Source organism: Flavobacterium cryophilum (assembly GCF_048286555.1).
In the GTDB taxonomy this organism is placed as follows: domain Bacteria; phylum Bacteroidota; class Bacteroidia; order Flavobacteriales; family Flavobacteriaceae; genus Flavobacterium.
The window spans coordinates 44,731-65,320 of record NZ_JBLVPZ010000015.1; the positions used below are offsets into that span (position 1 = coordinate 44,731).

At 32.4% G+C, this 20,590-nt stretch carries 13 protein-coding genes; 2 read left to right on the forward strand and 11 right to left on the reverse strand.

Annotation, left to right across the window (positions count from 1 at the left end; translation table 11 throughout):
• Positions 1-45: 45 nt before the first annotated feature.
• The 7 genes from ACNQGJ_RS16290 to ACNQGJ_RS16320 all read right to left on the reverse strand — a co-directional run bounded on the left by ACNQGJ_RS16290 (position 46) and on the right by ACNQGJ_RS16320 (position 9,302).
• Positions 46-3,042, reverse strand: coding sequence for a glycoside hydrolase family 3 N-terminal domain-containing protein (locus tag ACNQGJ_RS16290; RefSeq protein WP_417971862.1), 2,997 nt, complete (start codon positions 3,040-3,042; stop codon positions 46-48).
• 13 nt (positions 3,043-3,055) lie between these two features.
• Positions 3,056-3,538 carry an ABC transporter ATPase gene (locus ACNQGJ_RS16295; RefSeq protein ID WP_417971864.1) on the reverse strand — a complete coding sequence of 161 codons (483 nt, stop codon included), beginning with the start codon at positions 3,536-3,538 and terminating at the stop codon, positions 3,056-3,058.
• A gap of 66 nt (positions 3,539-3,604) precedes the next feature.
• Positions 3,605-4,396 (reverse strand): (Fe-S)-binding protein, encoded by a 792-nt coding sequence (locus ACNQGJ_RS16300; protein ID WP_417971865.1) that lies wholly within the window; start codon positions 4,394-4,396, stop codon positions 3,605-3,607.
• A gap of 180 nt (positions 4,397-4,576) precedes the next feature.
• Positions 4,577-5,908 (reverse strand): 4Fe-4S dicluster domain-containing protein, encoded by a 1,332-nt coding sequence (locus tag ACNQGJ_RS16305; RefSeq protein ID WP_417971867.1) that lies wholly within the window; start codon positions 5,906-5,908, stop codon positions 4,577-4,579.
• 13 nt (positions 5,909-5,921) lie between these two features.
• Positions 5,922-6,878: an MlaD family protein gene (locus ACNQGJ_RS16310; RefSeq protein WP_417971869.1), complete on the reverse strand. Its 957-nt coding sequence runs from the start codon at positions 6,876-6,878 to the stop codon at positions 5,922-5,924.
• Positions 6,879-6,928: 50 nt separating this feature from the next.
• Positions 6,929-8,083, reverse strand: a complete 1,155-nt coding sequence (locus ACNQGJ_RS16315) for an N-acetylmuramoyl-L-alanine amidase family protein (RefSeq protein ID WP_417971871.1) — start codon at positions 8,081-8,083, stop codon at positions 6,929-6,931.
• 49 nt (positions 8,084-8,132) lie between these two features.
• Positions 8,133-9,302, reverse strand: a complete 1,170-nt coding sequence (locus tag ACNQGJ_RS16320; protein WP_417971873.1) for an N-acetylmuramoyl-L-alanine amidase family protein — start codon at positions 9,300-9,302, stop codon at positions 8,133-8,135.
• Positions 9,303-9,385: 83 nt separating this feature from the next.
• On the opposite strand from ACNQGJ_RS16320, the gene ACNQGJ_RS16325 reads away from it, so the two are divergent.
• Positions 9,386-12,136: a putative LPS assembly protein LptD gene (locus tag ACNQGJ_RS16325; RefSeq protein ID WP_417971875.1), complete on the forward strand. Its 2,751-nt coding sequence runs from the start codon at positions 9,386-9,388 to the stop codon at positions 12,134-12,136.
• Between the two features lie 41 nt (positions 12,137-12,177).
• Entirely contained in the window at positions 12,178-12,558 is a 381-nt protein-coding gene (locus ACNQGJ_RS16330; RefSeq protein WP_417971877.1) for a RidA family protein, read from the forward strand.
• A gap of 24 nt (positions 12,559-12,582) precedes the next feature.
• Here ACNQGJ_RS16330 and ACNQGJ_RS16335 read toward each other — a convergent pair whose 3' ends face one another.
• From ACNQGJ_RS16335 to ACNQGJ_RS16350, 4 genes are all read right to left on the reverse strand, one after another.
• Positions 12,583-13,434, reverse strand: coding sequence for an N-acetylglucosamine kinase (locus tag ACNQGJ_RS16335; RefSeq protein WP_417971879.1), 852 nt, complete (start codon positions 13,432-13,434; stop codon positions 12,583-12,585).
• A gap of 141 nt (positions 13,435-13,575) precedes the next feature.
• On the reverse strand, positions 13,576-14,580 hold the full coding sequence (gene gap, locus ACNQGJ_RS16340) for a type I glyceraldehyde-3-phosphate dehydrogenase (protein ID WP_417971881.1): 1,005 nt from the start codon (positions 14,578-14,580) through the stop codon (positions 13,576-13,578).
• A 75-nt stretch (positions 14,581-14,655) separates the two neighbouring features.
• On the reverse strand, positions 14,656-15,642 hold the full coding sequence (gene pfkA, locus ACNQGJ_RS16345) for a 6-phosphofructokinase (RefSeq protein WP_417971883.1): 987 nt from the start codon (positions 15,640-15,642) through the stop codon (positions 14,656-14,658).
• A gap of 380 nt (positions 15,643-16,022) precedes the next feature.
• The gene (locus tag ACNQGJ_RS16350; protein WP_417971885.1) at positions 16,023-20,429 is read right to left on the reverse strand and encodes a translocation/assembly module TamB domain-containing protein; all 4,407 of its coding nucleotides are present in this window, start codon (positions 20,427-20,429) and stop codon (positions 16,023-16,025) included.
• Positions 20,430-20,590: the final 161 nt, after the last annotated feature.

The following is a 20,590-nucleotide window of genomic DNA, read 5'->3' on the forward strand; positions in this document are numbered from 1 at the left end:
GCTATAATTTCATTTGGACTATTTTATTATTCCGTAACATTTTGCTTAGTTTATAATCGCTTCATAAATTATCCTTTGGATATCTTCCCGAATATTTTCTTTCGATAATCTATTTTCACCTGCAATTGGAAAAGTTCTATTAGATAAAAACACATAAACGATTTGCGTTTCAGGATCAGCCCAAGCCATTGTTCCGGTATAACCAGTATGACCAAAACTCGTCATTGAAGCACAGCCGCATGTAGGTCCTTTAGTGCCCAATTGTGGTTTGTCAAAACCAACACCTCTCCTATTTCCGGCGTCACAAAAATAGCAGGTATTGAAATCATCAAATGTTTTTTCAGAAAAATATTGCTGATTCCCATAATTTCCTTTTTGCAGATAAAGTTCCATTATTTTAGCCACATCCATAGCATTCGAAAAAACACCTGCGTGACCAGAAACACCGCCTTCTAGCGCAGCTGACAAATCATTGACATATCCCTGCAGAAGTTGATGGCGGAAATACGTATCTGATTCTGTTGGAGGAATTCTATTTTTATCAAATTTAGTCAATGGATTAAAACTTGAATTATTCATTCCTAGTGAACGGTAAAAATTCTCTTGAATCAAAACATCTAATGTTTTACCCGTTGTTTTTTCTAAATAATCCTTCAAAATCATGAAAGTAAGATCGCTGTACTTGTATTCCTTCTCAGATGAAATTTTACTCTTAACAATCATTTTCATGATTGTTTCGCTAAAATCATTTCTTATAAAAAGACTGTCTGCCAATTGTTTAGAAAACTGTTCTTCTGCTACTTTCCTAAAATAAACTTCCGATGGAAATTTCGATTTATCCATTGTCGCTTTGTAAAATGGAATTCCTGCGGCAAGTCCTGCATAATGTGACAATAAATCCTTGAAATTAATATTCGCTTTATTAGAATCTTTAAAAATGGGAGACATCGACCCTAATGTACTCTCCATATTTATTTTTTGTTGATCGTACTGCAACATAACATTGGGCAACGTAGCCAGAATTTTTGTCAACGATGCAACATCATAAATATCTGAATCTTGAACTGCAATCGTTTGATCATAGGTATGATGTCCATATGATTTTTGATAAATAACTTTTCCTTTTCTGGCTACCAAAACCTGAATTCCAGGCGTCATTTTACCATCAATCGCTTTATTTGCAATGGCATCAATTTTTGATAAAATAGCAGCGTTCATTCCCACATTTTCAGGAGTAGTGAATCCCAAGCGATTTAATTTCTCGGTTGACAATCCATGATTGACCTTAAAACTAGTATTGATAGCAACCGGTAATTTCCCTTTTGCTTCAATCGCTCCAAAAATTAGTTCTGCTGACACAATTTGTGCAATCGCACTATTTTGATAAGAAACTACCAATCCTTCAATATCAAGAAAATTTGTAATGGGTAATAACGCGTAAGGTTTTGCGAAAATATCTAGAATTACATTATTATTTTTGGCTAAAAATTTGATCTTAAATATTTCATTTGATTTTAAATCATCATTTCGAAAAGCCACATCTGATTTGTGATATCCAATGATAACGGTTGTAAACGGTTGCAATTTCACTTGTAAACTGTCGATATCTGCATCTTCAACTACTGTAACTTCAGCGTATTTTTTTAAAGTTGAGATAAAAGCATCATTGCTATCATCTCCTATTTTTACATAGGCTATTTTTTCTTTGTCTAAATTTTTAATTGGTAAAACTGCCGCAGTATTTTTCAAAACAGTAACTGCATTTTCATACAATTCATACTGTAAAGCATCATTTTCAGATGAATTTAAATCGTTATATAAATTTTCTGTAACAATTGGTTTATAAGAGTTTAAGCCTGCTTTGTATTTGAATTTCAATATTTTTTTTACCGAAAAAGCCAATCTTTCCTCAGAAAATAAATTAGCTGAATAGGCAAGTTTAAATTTTTCAATTGCCAGTGGTACATCTTGAGGAAATAATAACACATCATTTCCAGCCATAAAAGCTTCAAAATTAATTTCGCCTGGCAATTTAAAGGTATTTACACTTTGCATGTTCAAAGCATCGGTAAAGATAAGTCCTTTGAATCCCAATTCTTTTTGAAGAATATCGGTTACAATAGGATAAGAAATCGAAGAGGGAAAATTAGGTCTTGACTTTAAACTGGGAACGTTTAAGTGCGCCACCATAACAGATGAAAGTCCTTCATGAAACATTTTTTTATACGGATAAAGCTCTACCTCCATCAACCTTTCTTTAGAAAAATTAATGGTAGGTAATCCTTTGTGAGAATCTATTTCAGTGTCGCCATGACCAGGAAAGTGCTTTCCGGTAGAAAATACTCCTTGACTCTGAACACCTTTCATTATAGCAATTGCCCGTTCCGTAACTTTGAATTTATCTTCGCCAAAAGAGCGAAAACCTATTATGGGATTTCTGGAATTTGTATTTATATCTAAAACTGGCGCAAAGTTAAAATGCAAACCCAATCGTTTGCTTTGTGTGCCCATTTGCACACCAACTTTCTCCAATAATCTCATGTCTTGAATGGCTCCAAGCGTCATGTTCCAAGGATAACTGTAAGTAGAATCCAGTCTCATACCCAAACCCCATTCGGCATCAATACCTATAAATAAGGGTGTTTTTGACAATGATTGAAAACGGTTGGTTAATTTAACTTGGCGAACTGGACCACCTTGAAAGAAAATCAATCCTCCAATTTTGCTTTCCTGAATCAGTTTATCTATCGCGTTGGAGTGTACGGTATCTTTATTAGAATAAGCAGCAACCATAAACAATTGTCCTAGTCTTTCCTCCAAAGTCATTGCATTATAAACACTATCGACCCATTTAGTACCTTGGGGCAATAATTCAAAAAGTCTGGGGGTATTGCTAGATTTGATACTGTCTAAATTGGCAGTTTTGGACGGAATGTTGCTTACAATTACTTTATTCTTATTCGTTTTTGTACCAACACAACTCGCAGCAACAAAAAGAAATAAGACATAAAATAAAACAATTTTGACGTCTATTTTTTTCATTGAACTATTTTGTTTAAAAAAAGCGACTGTGCCAGCTGTCGATGGCAGGAACTTCCCAAGATTCATTATATTCTTCTATATTATTAACTAAATTATTGAAAACGATTGTGTTCTCAGTAACCGCTTTATCTTTTACCATTTTCTTGAAATCAATCAAAGGCTTGTGGGCAATATGCTCTCCAAGTTTGAATGTAACATTCATTTTATCCAATAAATCAACCGTATATTTTTGTTCTAAGCTTTGGATAAATTCCACAGAGGAATCGATGGAACAACCTGTTGCTGGTTGTACATCCTGATTTACGGCAATAATGATAAATCGATTGTATTTTAACTGATACGCTGATTCTAAACTGGTGCCATGTGCTGCCCAACCTTCAAGAAAGGATTGCAAGGCAGTTTCTATTTCAGAAAACTCGGCATCCGAAAATTTTCTGTTTGACTGATAAATCCAAATTCTAGATTCTTCGGGTAAATTTTCAAATGGAACAAACATCTTTATTATGAGTTATGAGTTATGAATTTTGATCTAGAAAATCAAAATTCGTAATTTTTTATTGATTTATAAGTCTTGTGCATTAGCAATCAATTCCGCAATATCCATGACTTTTACTTGGCTTTCCTTTTCTTTATTTTTAATACCATCTGTCATCATCGTATTGCAAAAAGGACAGCCCGCAGCAATAATTTCTGGATTTGTTTCTAATGCGTCTTCGGTTCTTTCAACATTGATTTCCTTATTTCCAGGTTCAGCATCTTTAAACATTTGGGCACCACCGGCACCACAACATAAACCGTTTGCTTTAGAACGCTTCATTTCTACTAGTTCAGCATCCAATTTAAGAATTAACTCTCTTGGCGCTTCGTACACATTATTGGCTCTTCCTAAGTAGCAAGGATCATGAAAAGTAATTCGTTTTCCTTTGAATTGTCCTCCTTCAATGGTTAATCTTCCATCATCTAACAACGATTTCAAAAATTCAGTATGATGAATCACTTCATATTTTCCGCCTAATTCCGGATATTCATTTTTTAGTGTATTAAAACAATGCGGACAAGCTGTAACAATTTTTTTTGCTTCGTATCCATTCAAAACCTCGATGTTCATCATGGCTTGCATTTGAAACAAAAACTCATTACCCGCTCTTTTTGCAGGATCACCGGTACAACTTTCCTCTGTACCTAAAACGGCAAAAGAAACATTGGCACGATTTAAAATTCGAACAAATGCCTTCGTTATTTTCTTTGCTCTATCGTCAAAACTTCCTGCACAACCTACCCAAAATAAAACTTCTGGTTGTTTCCCTTGAGCTAACATTTCGGCCATAGTTGGCACTATTAAATTCTCTGACATACTATCTTGTTAATTCGGTTATTTTCCCCACCCCAGCCCTCTCCGAAGGGGAGGGAGCCGAGATTGGAATGTGTTACTAGATTGTTTTTGTATGATTTAAAATTATTATTGCATTGTTATTATTTACTCCTGCTTTCCAGTTTTAACTCCATCCCCTTCGGGGAGGGCTGGGGTGGGGAACTATTCATTTTTCCAGTTCAATCGATCTTGCTGATTGTATTGCCAAGGTGCTCCGTTATTTTCTATATTAGCCATCATCGCGTTTATTGGCATTGGTGCTGCACTTTGTTCCATTACTAAATAGCGTCTCATATCTATAATAATTGAAAGCGGATTAATGTTTACCGGACATTCCTCTACACAAGCATTACACGATGTACAGGCCCAAAGCTCTTCTGGTGTAATATAATCGTTCAATAATGTTTTGTTATCCGGAATAAAGACCCCTTTATTAGCATCAATATTTCTCCCTACTTCTTCCAGCCTATCTCTGGTGTCCATCATAATTTTTCGAGGAGACAATTTTTTTCCTGTTATGTTCGCAGGACAAGATGAAGTACAACGACCACATTCCGTACAGGTGTACGCATTCAATAGCTGAATCCAATTTAAATCTTGAACATCACTGACTCCAAATTTACTTGGAACTGCATTTTCATCCACTGGCGCTGCCGCAAACGGATCAGCGTTGGGATCCATCATTAGTTTTACTTCCTTGGTAACGGATTCTAAATTATCAAACTGTCCTTGAGGTTTTAAATTTGCAAAATACGTATTTGGAAACGCCAATAATATGTGCAGATGCTTAGAAAAATACAAGTAATTCATGAAAATCAAAATTCCAGTAATGTGCAACCACCAGAATATTTCGGAAAGAAGCATCACTAGTTCATTAGACATTCCATTAAATAATGGTTCAATAAATTGACTTATTGGGAATATACCTGCTTTAATAAAATGTGAAAATCCTCCAGGAACTTGCTGTAAATGTAAATCAGAAGCATTCATTAATAAAAACAATGTCATTAGAACTACCTCAAAATATAAGATATAGTTCGCGTCGCTTTCAGGCCACGCTTTTAGGTCAGAACTTACAAATCTCTTCAGTTTAATAATGTTTCTTCTGCTCCAGAAAGCAACTACTGCAACTAAAACTAAAAGAGCCAAAATTTCGAAAGAAGCGATCAGGACATCATAGGTAGTTCCTAAAAAAGCAAAAACACGATGAGTTCCAAAAAGTCCATCAATAATAATTTCTAGTAATTCTATGTTTATAATTACAAAACCTACATAGACTATAATATGCAATGCTCCGGCAATAGGTCTTTTGACCATTTTAGATTGGCCAAGAGCAATCATGGTCATATTAGTCCATCGTGCTTTTGGATTATCGGAACGATTTACATCTGTTCCGAGATTTATATTTCTAATTATTTTTTTAACATTAATATAAAAGTAACCGAAACCAATTACTAAAAGAATGGCAAATAAAATATTGTCTAAATAGCTCATAATTGCTAATTTTTTACTTAGGGATAGAATCGTTTACAGCACCAACATAAGGCTTGTTTTTCTTTCCAAACAAAGAAACATTTATATATCTTGTAGGGTAAAGTCTAACATCTTGCAATAATAATTCTAATTCTTTAGTAGAACTTTTAATGTTTTGGTAAAAAGCTTCATCGTTCAATAATTTGCCCATAGAACCTTTACCGGATTCTAAACCGCTCATAATACCGTCGACTCTAGCTAAAGTTGCATTTAGATTTTTTACCGATTTGCCTAAATCAGCTTTTTCCAGCGAATCAGATATTTTAGAAAAATTTCCGGAAATTTTATTAAAATTTGTAACAACGCCATTAATTTGCGTTTTGTTTGCGTCTAATAAAGTATTAACGCTTAATGAAACTTTATGAAATTGTTCAATGGTTTTACTCAGTTCCGCTAACGTCAGTTTTAAATCCTGCTGCCCTTTTGGGTCCAAAACATTATTCAATCCTGAAATCAATTTTTCAGTACTTCCCAATAACTTTTCTAGTTTTTCTTGAAGGGGTGCTAATTGATCGCCCACTTTATCAGTCAACCCTAATTTAATGCCACCTTGCAATTTTTGACCATCAACAGCTAATGTTTTATCATCAAAATTAGGAATTATTGCAATTTGTTTTCCTCCAATAAATCCAGGCTCATAAATCGATGCGGTACTTGATTTAGAAATTGGGAAATCCGTTTTTAATTGTAATTCCACCAATAATACACCTGTGCTTTCATCAATTATTATACTGTTAACTTTACCAATAACTAATCCATTTAGTGTTACCGGTGCAGATGTGGCTAAACCTTCTACGCTTTTATATTCTACAAAAAATGTTTTGTAATTAGTAAAAAGGTCTCTTCCTTTCAAGAAACTGTAGCCCCAGATAAATAATAAAATCGATGCAATTACTAAGATAGCAGTTTTAATTTCTCGTGTTATTTTCAAAATTTAAGTATTTTTTACAAATTTAATATAAAATATTTGACTTGTTGTAATTATTTAAGCGCTTCTTGAATACTTATATTCTTTCCCTCTTTAATTGCAATTATATACGCTGAAGTATATCCTTTGGTTTTAACAACTTTCAAATCCTCTTTTGCAGTAATATAGTTTGCTGTTAAGCCATATGTATACTTAAAGAAAGACCCATTGCTTGTAGTCATCGAAACATTTTTTAATCCTTTAAAATTTGATGGATTCAGTTTAATATTTGTATTTCCGGCGGCAAATTGAACTTTAAAAACCACATCAGAATTTTGTGTTTTTAGGTCTCGTTTTTCTGTAATTCCTTTTGATTTAGAATTCTTCGACGTATCTTTTATTCCATTTTTAATTACTTTATTAGCCGTAAGCTCATCATAATTATCACTGGACTGAGTTTCAAAATATTCTTTCTTGTACGCGATAATAGCTGATGCAATTGCTTCTGCCATATTATTTTGCCCTTCCACTGAATTTAAATAACGTCCTTCGTCGCTATTAGATAAAAAACCCAGTTCAATCAATACACTTGGCATGTAGGCGGCATCCAAAACCCATAACGGAGTCTGCTTTATACCTCTTGATTTTCGGTGCAATTTATTTTTAAAATTACGCTCAATTTTTGAAGCTAGATTTATACTTCGATCTAAATAATCCTCTTGCAGAATTTTTAATCCAATCAAAGTTTCAGGATTCTTAGGATCAAAACCCTTATAGGTTTGCTTGTAATCTTTCTCCAATAATATTACTGAATTTTCTTGTTTTGCAATTTCTAAGTTACCTTTACTTCTTGCTAAACCCATTACAAAAGTCTCTGTGCCAAAGGGAATTGGACTAGAAACAGAATTACAATGTATAGAAACAAATAGATTAGCATCAATACTATTTGCTTTTTTAGGTCTATCCTTTAATTCTATAAAAACATCTGACTTTCTGGTATGTACAATTTGAATATTGGGATCTTTTTTAAGGTATTTTTCTAATATTAAAGTCGTTTTCAGTGCAATTTCTTTTTCAACAAAACCATGATAGGAATTGCCAGGATCTTTACCACCGTGACCCGCATCTAAAATTACAATAAACTTTTGATTGGATTGAGAAAAAGCAATTGACCAAAAAAATAGAAATAGGGCTACAATTACGATTTTGAATCCTTTGATTATTTTCAAAATATAAGTATTTTTTTACAAATTTAATATAAAAAAAGATAAGCGATAATTATTTAATTACGTCTTGAATATTCACTTTTTCTCCGTTTATAAATGCAATCAAAAATGCAGAATCATATCCTTTTGTTCTTGCCTCGTTTAATTGCTTCTTTGCTTCATCATAATCGGAGGTTTCTCCGTACATATATTTATAAACCCTTTTTTCATACGCAACAGAAATATTTTTTAGCCCATTAAAATTTTTTGGTGCTAATTCTAATCTTTTACTAGTAGCCATCAATTGCACTTTAAATAAAGGTTTAGAATTATCAACTGTTTTTTTTACTTGCTGTGACTCTGATGCAGCTTGTGAAATCATTTTTGGTTTCGCAGGAGTGACCGTATCTTTTATTGGTTTTTCATTAATTTTTTGCGAAGGTCTTTCCTCAAAAATTTCAGTTTCACCACTGCCAAAATATTCTTTTTTATAACTGATAATTGCGTCTGCGATAGCTTTGGCAATTTCATTTTGACCTTCCTCTGAATTTAATTTATTTCCTTCAAATGTATTTGAAATAAAACCCATTTCTATCAATACTCTCGGCATGTATGCTTTATGAAGCACCATAAAAGGGGCCTGTTTTACTCCTCCTCCTCGTATTTTTTTTCCTAAATCAGCAAAAGCATCTTCAACCTTACTAGCCAATGAAATACTGTTGTCTAAATATTCCTCTTGCATTAAGGTCATTCCTATCATAGTCTCGGGAGAATTGGGGTCAAACCCTTCGTATTTTTGTTTGTAATCTTTTTCTAATGTTATTACAGAGTTCTCTTTTTTTGCAGCCTCAAGATTTGATGCCACTTTACTCAAACCCATCACATACGTTTCAGTACCATCGGCCGCCGTATTTCTATTGGCATTACAATGGATTGAAACAAAAATATTAGCATTGAACCTATTGGCAATATTAGCTCTTTCAATTAAATCAATAAACACATCGGTTTTTCTAGTGTAGATAACATCCATTTGTGGGGTCGCTTCTAATATTTTTCCAACTTTTAAAACCACTGTCAAAGCAATATTTTTTTCGATACGACCTTCATAAACAGCGCCAAAATCATGTGCTCCGTGACCCGCATCTAATGTTACTTTAAATTTATTGGATTGGCTATACCCCATTAGCGAAAATAATATCAAAATAAAAGGTATTATTATTTTAATTTTATGTGTGTTGTGCATAAAGCTGTAAGTTAATTTAATTAAAACACTACTGTTATAAATTTATTTATTTGACTATTTTTGACAAAAAATAATATGTAAGTTTGACATGTCAAAAAACAGGCCATAATTTTACAAAAATAGCATTAAAACCTTTGTATACAAACTTATTTAATATCGTTTTATTATCAATTTTCCTGTCATTAGGGTCTGGTAAATTATATTCTCAAGATATATCAAAAAAAAAGAGCGCTATACCCACTAACAGACAAATAGATAGCACAAAAAAAAGTGTTAACCAGAATAAAACCCCCATTTTAACTGTTGAAAAAGAAACTGATACGATTAAAATAGACAGTATCAAACCTGCAAAAGCATTTCTGGACGGCAAGGTAAGATACAAAGCAGAACAGTATGCTAAAATCGATCAGAAGAAAAAAATTATTACTCTTTACGACAAAGCTGAATTGTACTATCAGGATATCGAATTGAAGTCGGGGATAATCGTAATGGATTATGAAAAAAATGAAGTCTATGCTGGACGTATCAAAGATTCAACCGGTGCTTACACACAATACCCTAATTTTAAACAGGGTGCAAATGTAATAGAGCCCGATTCTATTCGTTTTAATTTTAAAACAAAAAAAGCTTTAATCTGGAATTCCAGATCAGATCAAGGAGAATTTAAAATTAAAGCCGCTGTTACTAAAAAAGAAAATGATTCTGTTTATTTTTTAAAAGGGGCTCGTTTCACGACTTCGAAAGACGTAGACAATCCCGAATATTATTTTCAAACTAATAAAGTAAAATTTATTCCGGGTAAAAAAGTAGTTACCGGATTGACTAATATGGTTATCGCAAACGTGCCAACTCCTATAGCTTTACCGTTTGCTTTTTTTCCCATGAGTAAAGAAACCAGTATTTCAGGGTTGATTTTGCCCAGTTATAATGACTCCAATAACAGAGGATTTTCGCTTCAGAATTTAGGATATTATTTTGCCCTAAGCGATAATTATGATTTAACTGTTTTAGGAGATTATTACACCAATGGAAGTTACGGGTTGCGTTTTGAGTCCAGTTATGCTAAACGATACAGTTACAGGGGAAACCTAAACGTTCGATTCGAAAATTTGATAACAAGTGAAAGAGGATATCCTGATTATTTGAAACAAAATATTTATAACATCCAATGGTCTCATTCCAAAGACTCTAAATCAAATCCCAATTCCAGTTTTTCAGCCTCTGTAAATCTTGGAAGCAGTAAGTATTTTAAGCAATCCATCAATCAGGTTAATATAGGATCGAATCTTAATAATACATTAAGTTCTTCTATATCGTATTCAAAAACCTTCACAACCGTTCCGCAAGTCAGAATGTCTTTGACGGCAACACATTCACAAAATACGCAAACAGAAGAAATTAATATGACTTTACCAACCCTTCAATTAAGTGTTGACAGGGTTTATCCTTTTGTAGGGAAAGATGGAGTTAAAAAAGGCTTTTTCAAAAACATCAATTTACAATACAATTTAAATGCTAGAAACAGTATAGTAACAACTGATTCCTTATTTTTCAAACCACAAATGTTTAGAGATGCTAAAGTTGGTTTTCAACACAGCATTCCATTAAGTACTAATTTTAAACTATTTAAATATTTTAGTGCGTCAACCTCTATGAACTATGAAGAAATTTGGTATACCAAAACAATTGAAAGAAGTTTTGATACTGACCAAAGCAAAGTTGTTGACAAAACATTAAATGGGTTTGATGCCTTTCGAACATACTCCTTCTCCTCTAGCGTAGGAACTACAATATATGGAACTTTTAATTTTGGCAATGACAAAAAAATAAAATCGATAAGGCACGTGATGCGACCATCTGTTTCCTATGGTTATACTCCTAGTTTTGAGAGATATTATGATACTTATGCTTCAGATGCATCCGGAACCATGATAAAGCAATATTCAAGATTTGAAAGCGGAATTTTTGGTGCTCCCGGATTAAATAATTCCAATACATTAGGCTTTGATTTAAGTAATACTTTTGAAGCAAAAGTTACAGATAAAGACAGTACTAAAGTGGAACCTAAAAAAATAATGCTTCTTAATAACTTAAACTTGTCCACTAGTTATAATCTTGATGCCGATGGTGTAACTACACTTGCTTTGTCTCCAATAAGAGTTAGCGGCGGAACAACATTATTAGATAACAAAATGAATGTCAATTTTGGAGCAACATTAGATCCTTATGGCATTGATAATTCTGGAAACCGAATTAATGTTTTTAACATTGACAATGGTGGAAGTCTTTTTAGAATGACCAGTTCTAATATGACCTTAAATTATTCCATTTCGAGTAAAGGGCAGGATGATAACAAAAAAGATAAAAATGTCCAAAGTCAACGAAATGGAGGTCGTCCCGATGATTTATTTGGAACAAATACCGATTTAGGGGATAACCGAAGAAGCCAATTTGAAGAGGAGGAAGAAGACGAAGGGGAAGATAAAATCTCGGAATTTTTTAATTCAAAATTACCTTGGGACATGACATTTGCCTATTCTTTAACGTACGGAAATAACAATAGAGAGAATAAAATTATTGGGAATTCGATAATGGTTTCAGCAAATGCTGACATAACTCCAAAATGGAAAGCAGGAGTGTCTACTGGTTTTGATTTTGTACAAAAAGGAGTTACTTTTACCCAACTACGTTTTGAGCGGGATTTATTGAGTTGGAGAATGGATTTTAACTGGTCACCTTTTGGTACCAATGCCAATTGGGGCTTCTTTATCGGAATAAAATCTGGTGTTCTTAGTGATATCAAATGGGATAAACGAAGTACCATAAACCGATAATAGATTGTTAACTTATTTACTTATATAAAAAACACAGTATTATGAAAAAGATAATTCTTACCGAAAATGCTCCGGCTCCAATAGGACCTTACAACCAAGCCGTTCTTAAAGGAAATACGCTGTATACTTCTGGTCAAATTGCAATTAATCCTGTAACAGGAGAATTGATTACTGACCGTATTGAAGCAGAAACAGAGCAAGTTATGCAAAACATGAAAGCTGTACTTGAAGCAGCAGGAATGACCTTTGAAAATGTTGTAAAGACAACGATATTCATTATCGACATGAATGATTTTGCAAAAATAAATACGGTATATGGTTCTTATTTTAACGAAAAAACCGCTCCAGCTCGTGAAACGGTTCAAGTGGCAGGTTTGCCAAAAAATGTAAATATAGAAATTTCAATGATCGCGGTACTTTAATTGAGTACGTTGCTCTTCCTGTTTTTATTTGTTGGCAATATGATACGCGATAAGACCATCAATAGGTCTTCTAAGTACATTACCTAACTTTAATTCATATTTATCAAATGTCTCTTGCAATTCATCTTTCAAATAAAAGGCAATGGATCCTACAAAGTGAACAGGCACTTCTTTGCAATTATCATATTGTTTGATATAATTTTTTACAAACGATTTCATTCCTTTGAAAATTATTTTTTTACAAAACTCAGTATCTTTATGCTGAATTAAAAACTTTGCAAATGTTGCTAAGTACGCATTCGGATTCGCTTCTTTGTACAATTTACTTTTAATAGCATCAGGATCTAAATCGTACAATTTCTCAAATTCTACCGCTAATTCTTTTGGCATTTTATTGAAATAATACTTTCTGATTAATTCTTTTCCAAAAACATTACCGCTACAATCATCCATAACAATATATCCGAGTGATTGTACTTTTTGATGCAATTCTTTTCCGTCAAAGTAGCTACAGTTTGATCCCGTACCTAATATGCTAACAATCGCTTTTTCACCTTTAGGCGTTGTAGCGTAAACTGCTGCATACGTATCTTCATGAACTGCAATAATTGCATTTGGAAAATAATTTTGAAAAATTTGTGAAAGCATAATCTTCATTCCTTCTGTTCCACAACCCGCTCCATAAAAGAACAAATGGGTAGCGTTCTTTTTATTTTGTAGAATATCAAAACGATCATTTAGACGTTCAATAATCTCATGTTCCTCTAGAATTTCAGGGTTTAATCCTAATGTTTGTGTGGTAAACAATACTTTTCCGGCATCATCTATCGCAATCCAATCGGCCTTAGTAGAGCCACTATCAACTAATAATCTCATTTTTTTTTGGTTTTTTTGGTTTTTTGTATTTCGTTTTTCTAATTTAAAATACGGGCAGAAAAAATTTGCATTTAAAAAATGGAACAAAAAATAAAATCCCGTTAATATAGAATATATAACGGGATTGGTAAATATAAAGAATTATTTTAAACCTGCAATATGTACAGATAAATCAATTAATTTGCTTGAATAACCATATTCATTATCATACCAAGAGATGATTTTGAAAAAAGTAGAGTTCAATCCAATTCCAGCATTAGCATCGATGATAGATGTTCTTGAATCAGAAATAAAGTCTTGCGATACAACTAAATCTTCAGTATACCCTAAAATACCTTTCATTGTAGTTTCAGAAGCATTTTTCAAAACCGCCATGATTTCTTCATAAGAAGTTTCTTTCGCCACTTTTACAGTTAAATCGACTACAGAAACATCAGCTGTAGGAACACGCATTGACATACCTGTTAATTTTCCGTTCAATTCTGGAATAACTTTTCCTACTGCTTTTGCAGCACCAGTTGATGATGGAATAATATTTAAGTTTGCCGCACGTCCACCTCTCCAGTCCTTTTTAGAAGGGCCATCAGTAGTCATTTGCGTTGAAGTTGTTGCGTGAACAGTAGTCATCAAAGCTTCTACAATTCCGAAGTTATCATTAATTACTTTAGCTAATGGAGCTAAACAGTTTGTGGTACAAGAAGCATTAGAAACTACAATATCCGAAGCTTTTGCTGATTCATGGTTTACTCCCATTACAAACATTGGCGCATCAGCTGAAGGAGCAGAAATAATTACTTTTTTAGCACCACCTTTAATGTGCTCGCTTGCAGTTTCGATAGTTGTAAAGAAACCAGTACATTCTGCAACTACATCAACATCGACTTCATTCCATTTTAAATCTGCTGGATTTCTTTCAGCAGTAATACGAATGTTTTTTCCGTTTACAAAAAGTTGTCCTTCTTTCACTTCTACGGTTCCATTGAAACGTCCGTGAACTGAATCATATTTTAATAAGTAAGCTAAGTGATCTACGTCTAATAAATCGTTGATAGCTACAACTTCAACATTATCTCTATTGTAAGATTCTCTGAAAACAATTCTTCCTATTCTTCCAAATCCGTTTATTCCTAATTTTACTTTTGACATTTTACTTTAATTTTTTTGTTTATTTTTATTCACTCAACCTAAAGTCTAATTTTCCTCACAATAAACTTTAACCACTTATGTAGACATAATGTCTGAAACTCTCAATAATTCTCTATCAATCATTGTTTTTCCTTTTATCGCTTGTTCTAAAGGAGTTAACGCTACTTTATCATTTTGCAATCCAACCATATAATTTGACTTTCCTTCTAATAAAGATTCAACGGCTTTTACACCTAATCTACTAGCTAAGACTCTATCAAAACAGGATGGGGAACCACCTCGTTGCATGTGACCTAAAACCGAAACTCGAACATCATATTCCGGTAAATTAGCTTCAACATAATCTTTCAGTTCGAATACATTTTTACCTATTTTATCCCCTTCAGCAATAACAACTATACTAGATGATTTGCCTGACGCTTTACTTTTTTGCAGTGACTCTAATAATCTGTCTAAACCTAAATTTTCTTCAGGAATTAAAATTTCTTCTGCTCCTGCACCAATACCTGCATTCAAAGCAATGTGCCCCGCATCTCTTCCCATTACTTCTACAAAAAATAATCGGTTATGAGAACTTGCAGTATCTCTAATTTTATCAATTACATCAACTACAGTATTTAAAGCTGTATCGTAACCTAAAGTATGACTAGTACCAAAAATATCATTATCAATAGTTCCCGGAATTCCCATTACTGGAAAATTAAATTCAGTATTGAATAGTAGACCTCCTGTAAAAGTACCGTCCCCTCCTATTACGACTAAACCATCAATTCCTGCTTTAGTAAGGTTTTCATGTGCTTTTTGTCGTCCTTCTGGAGTTTTAAATTCTAAAGAGCGAGCCGATTTAAGAATTGTCCCTCCTTTATTTACAATGTTGTTTACACTTCGAGGCCCCATTTCTTTAAAGTCGCCTTCAATCATTCCCTGATACCCTCTATATATTCCAATGCATTCTATATTATGATAAGCACATGTTCGAACTACTGATCGAATAGCTGCATTCATTCCTGGCGAGTCACCTCCCGAAGTTAGAACGCCAACTTTTTTTATTGTTTTTGGCATTATTTAAGTATTAAAGTGTAAAATTAGCAAACATTCAGCACTTTTAAAGCCGCATTTTCAATAAATTAGAAAAGCACTTTAAATTCAAACGTTTTCGTTGATAAGTTTTTGCAAAAACAAAACAAAAAGGATTTAATTTAACAAAATCAAAAAATAATCTATTTTTATTTGATAATTAACAATTAGTTTGGTTTTTTTATTAAAAACCATGACAATATACTAACTATTTGTGAGCATGATATAAAAAAAGAATTGTCTTCTGTTAACTTATAAACTCAATTATTATTTCCTAGGTGTGTACTAGAATTATGCAGCGCAGGAAATATTAAACTGCTTTGTTAATTAAATTACAAACTTTTTTTTCTTAATTGAACGGTCTATTAGTTTTCCTCAGGGAGAAGGCCTTCTTGATTTTTCTTGATTTTCTTTGTAGAGGATTTCTTTGGTTTATAAAAATTAATATAATCCGGAGACATCTCCGAATCCTGATCTTGTGCAACCGGTGCAACGGCTCTATCAATTTTTAAATTTTTAAAAATTTTATTGACAAACTCTTTAAAAGTATTAAAATCGACCTCGTATGAAAGTCCTAAACCTTGTGTATAGCCAATTCCTTGACCTATGTAATTAATGTCATTTTCTTTATTAAAAATACGTAAATTAAGTGTTCCGTCTTCATTAACTCTATACAGAATTTCCACATCTCCTACGATTGCTGATTCATTAATTCCTCCAAAAGGAACACCTAGCTTTCCATTAATAGTAATTCTTTCATTTATTTTTGATGAAATTGTTGCTACAAATCGACCATCTGTTTCCTTTCCTATTCTTCGATCAGCACCAATAAAATTAAGACCCACTTTAAATTTCTCATCATTCGATTGTATGATTCCACCTAATATACTGGAGGCTGTCTCGAATAAACTTCCTGAAAAATCAGCTTGGCTTACTCCTTCGGGACTTAAAAACCCACCAGAGGACAACAAATACAAGGCCTGCGTTTGTCTTACATCTTTATCATTTAATTTATATTGAATTTCTGATTTCAAAACATTACTGACTGTTGGAAATTCAATATTAAAATCAGGTTCTGGACTGGTCAAATCCCCTCGAATGCCAATAACTACTTCAACAGGTACTTTAGTATTAAAGGATGAATTATCTAATAAAACTGCTGGATTTGCTGTTGTTTTATACACTGCTTCTAAGTTTAATTGCGCTCTCATTGGATTCCCTTCCCAAGTTATAGAACCTCCTTTTTTAACTGCAAATTTTTTGTCAATAAGACCTCCATATTTAAAATTATAAGTTCCTTCATAGGCCTGGAAATCTCCCCACATATTAAATTTCCCCAAAGTATTTATTTTAAACAATAAAGATCCAAAACCTTTTCCTTTCATTCCATGACCTGTATTTCGGTCTAAAATCACCTCTACTTCAGCGTCTGGAGTAATATCAAAATCAAACTCTAATTCCAGTCCATTATAATTTCTGGTGTTATCAGTAATTCCATTTTTTAAATTATATTTTTCTTGAGCGGTCACAAAATGTAGAAAAACATTATCACTTACACTTTCGGCATTATTGATCGGGATTTTAATAGCTGTTCCTTTTTCGGATTTTGCGGCAACTTTTATAAACAACGAATTCGTTGGCCCTTTGATTGTAGCGACACCATCAATAAAAGCAGTTCCGAAATAAGCTGTATCTTCCCTATCTTGAGTATCTAAGGCTAAAAGTCTTTTGGAACTAATGGCTAAATCTAATTTCCAATCTGCAAAATTATTATGCTCAATGCTTCCGTTCAATTTCCCAATCGTTCCGTATTTAGTGTCGGTAAGCGTATTGTTCCTGAACAGAAATTTTTCATCAGTAAGATCAATAATAGTATTGTTGCTTAATGCATAATCAACATTCAAATAGGGAATAGTTATACCGGCATCATCCAAGAATAAGCGCCCATTAATATTTGGTTTTTTAAGATTGCCGTCAATAGTGGAATTACCGGATATAGAACCTCTAATATTCGATAAAACTTCCCCACCAAGCGAGTTAAGTGTGGCGATATTAAACTTTTCGAATTTTAGTTTTAAATCAAGAATAGTTTCTTTGTTGACTATTTGAAAGCTTCCATTAGCATTGAAGGATTCAAAATTTTCATTCTCTAAATTAGAATTTATGGTGAACTTTCTAAGGCTTTCATCTCCTTCAATTTCAAAATTCAAAGTACCTAAATCTGTTTTATTTACATTCAAATTATCGATGACTATTGACGATGTAGGCTGAAAAACATTGTCATTTTGCTTGAAATTTACCTCGCCATTTATATTTCCCTGCACAACAAACTTCTTATTGGCGGGTGTAATTTGATTTAAATCAACGTCTTTAAAACTTAATTTCAAATCCTTTATGTTCGTGCCTTTAAGTGCACCCATTAATGAAATGGACTGATCTTCATGAGATAATATGATGTTATCAATATTGAAGTTTTTAAATGATTTATCAAAAACTATTTGATTATTTGGCGTTTCATTTTCATTCAAAAACCAAAGATAGTCCTTAAATTTAACTTCCGATTTACTGATACCAACGACGTTATTATTGTCTTTATTGATCGTGTGGTATAAATTCAGATTATAGTAATCTTGCCCTTTTGGTCCGCCTTTAAATTCAGAACGAAAGAACAAAGTATCTTTCATGGTCACATTTATCACACTAAAATCACGAATTTTATAATATTTTGTTTTTATACTATCCAGTTCAATGTAAGCATTATAAAGTGGGTTTTTATTATCTACCGAAACTCTGATATTATCAAAGGTATTATTAGAAGCTATAATTTGAGGTGAATTAAAATTAAACATAAACTCTTGATTGTCAGAGTTTATGTTTCCTTTAATTATTGTATTAGAACCGATTGAAATATCAGGATAAAATATTTCGATGATTTTATTATAAATCGAGAAATTAAATTTAAGAAATTGCCCTTTTTTTACCTTACTTGGTTTGAAATTTGTATAGAGACTTCCCAAAGAATTTTTTACTAAATTTTCCAACTGGTTGAATTCATATTTACCTACAATTTCTCCCTCAACAATATCCGGAGAGTTTACTGTAATGGTTCTAATTCTACTTTGGTCGAAACTGGAAATTATTGTAAAATCATCAAAGTTGTAAATTCCCTTTGTGTTTTGATAAGACGTTTTATTGATATAAACATTTCCTTGAAAATTTTCTATATTGTTTCCGGATGCTTCAACGATCACATCTCCTTTAAAAATAGAAACAGAATCTTTTACTAATTTCAGTTTAGTTAAATCGGCATTTTCAACATTGATATGAAAATCGTAGCGGCTGTCTTTTTTACTTAAATCCAACAAACCATCGAAAGTCATGCTCAAATTAGGATCATTTACAGTTATTTGACCTTTATAATTAGGACTTTTAAGCGTTCCATTGACCACTATATTAGTATAATTGTAGTTTTTATAATCGATTTGACTAATATCTCCTTTGAGTGCGGTATTGAGATATTCTCGTTTAAAGCCTTTCCCATCTACATCAATATTCAAACTTATCCTTCCCAACTCTTTCTGATCAAACAATGTCCCAATATCAAAGTTTTCTAAAATTACATTCCCTATATAGGAAGCCTTGTCAATCACATCAATATTTTGTATTTGTAAACTAGAAGTTACTTTTCCTAATGCGGTAATCATTGAAAAATCAGCTTCAACAGCAGTGGTTGAAACATTCGAAGTTCCTCTGGCGGTAAATCTTCCTAACTTTTTTAAAGAAGTAGGTAATTTGTTTCCTAAAATATTGGGAAGTATTACGATTAAATTATCGTAGCTGGAAGTTAACTTGTCAAACTTAGCGTACATCGAAAATTTTTGTCCTTTTTTAGCAAACAAATTTTTAAAATTGATATCACCATTGATTTGTGTTTTACGGTCATCTACTAATTCTAAATTTTTAAACTTTAAATCATTAAGAGTCCCTTTAATACTCGCTTTCGTGTAAAAATGTTGGTTCCGCCCTAATTCTTTATAAAAATAACGAATATCATTAGATGCAATTGATGTTGCAGCTAATTTTATGTCAAACTGAACTTTATCGGTAAAATTAGAAAAATCTTCAATTTTATATTTTAACAAGACGGTTCCTTTCAGTGTGGATTCTTTGGTCAACAAATCAAGATTTTCCAGTTTTATATTCTTTTTTGAATAACTGAATTTTGAACTTAAATTTTTAACATACAAGCCACGAAAATCTAAAAATGACATTTTATTAATTATTGTAGTAACTACCGGGCCGTATATTTGAAAATCAGTTACGGAAGCATTCAATTTAGTAAAATCTAAGTTTTTAGGATTCTCACGATTTTCATCAGTCAAAATAAAATGGCCATCATAAATTTTTAACGTATTCGCTTTTAATAAAAATTTTTTACTTGATGATTTTCCTTTTTCAAAAGCGGCAATAAACTTATCAAGATTTGATTGTTTTTCGTTTTTATAGGTTCGTAAATTAAAAAGTAACCCATGCAAATCTAAATCGCCAAAGATTAAATCGCCATCGAGCATTTTTTTACCTTCTAAAATAGTCGTTGAAATCCTGTTGGAATAAATCAAAGTATCTTTATGATGATCACGAATCAATACTTTTTTAAATTTTACACCGCCAAAAATTGATATAGCAACTTCATCAATATTAATATTAGTCCCAAAATCTTTATTGATGCTATTTGTAAAATATTGAGCAATTTTTGTTTGTACAAATGGCATGGTAAGGGAAATACCAAGTACCAACAAAAGTAGGATTAGTCCAAGTAGAGAACGAAATACTATTTTTTTAATCTTTTTGATACGTATATACAGTTTAAATTTTCTAATATTTCATTTTGCCTTTGGAAACGGGAGCACTTTAAATAAAAATTCTTTAATTT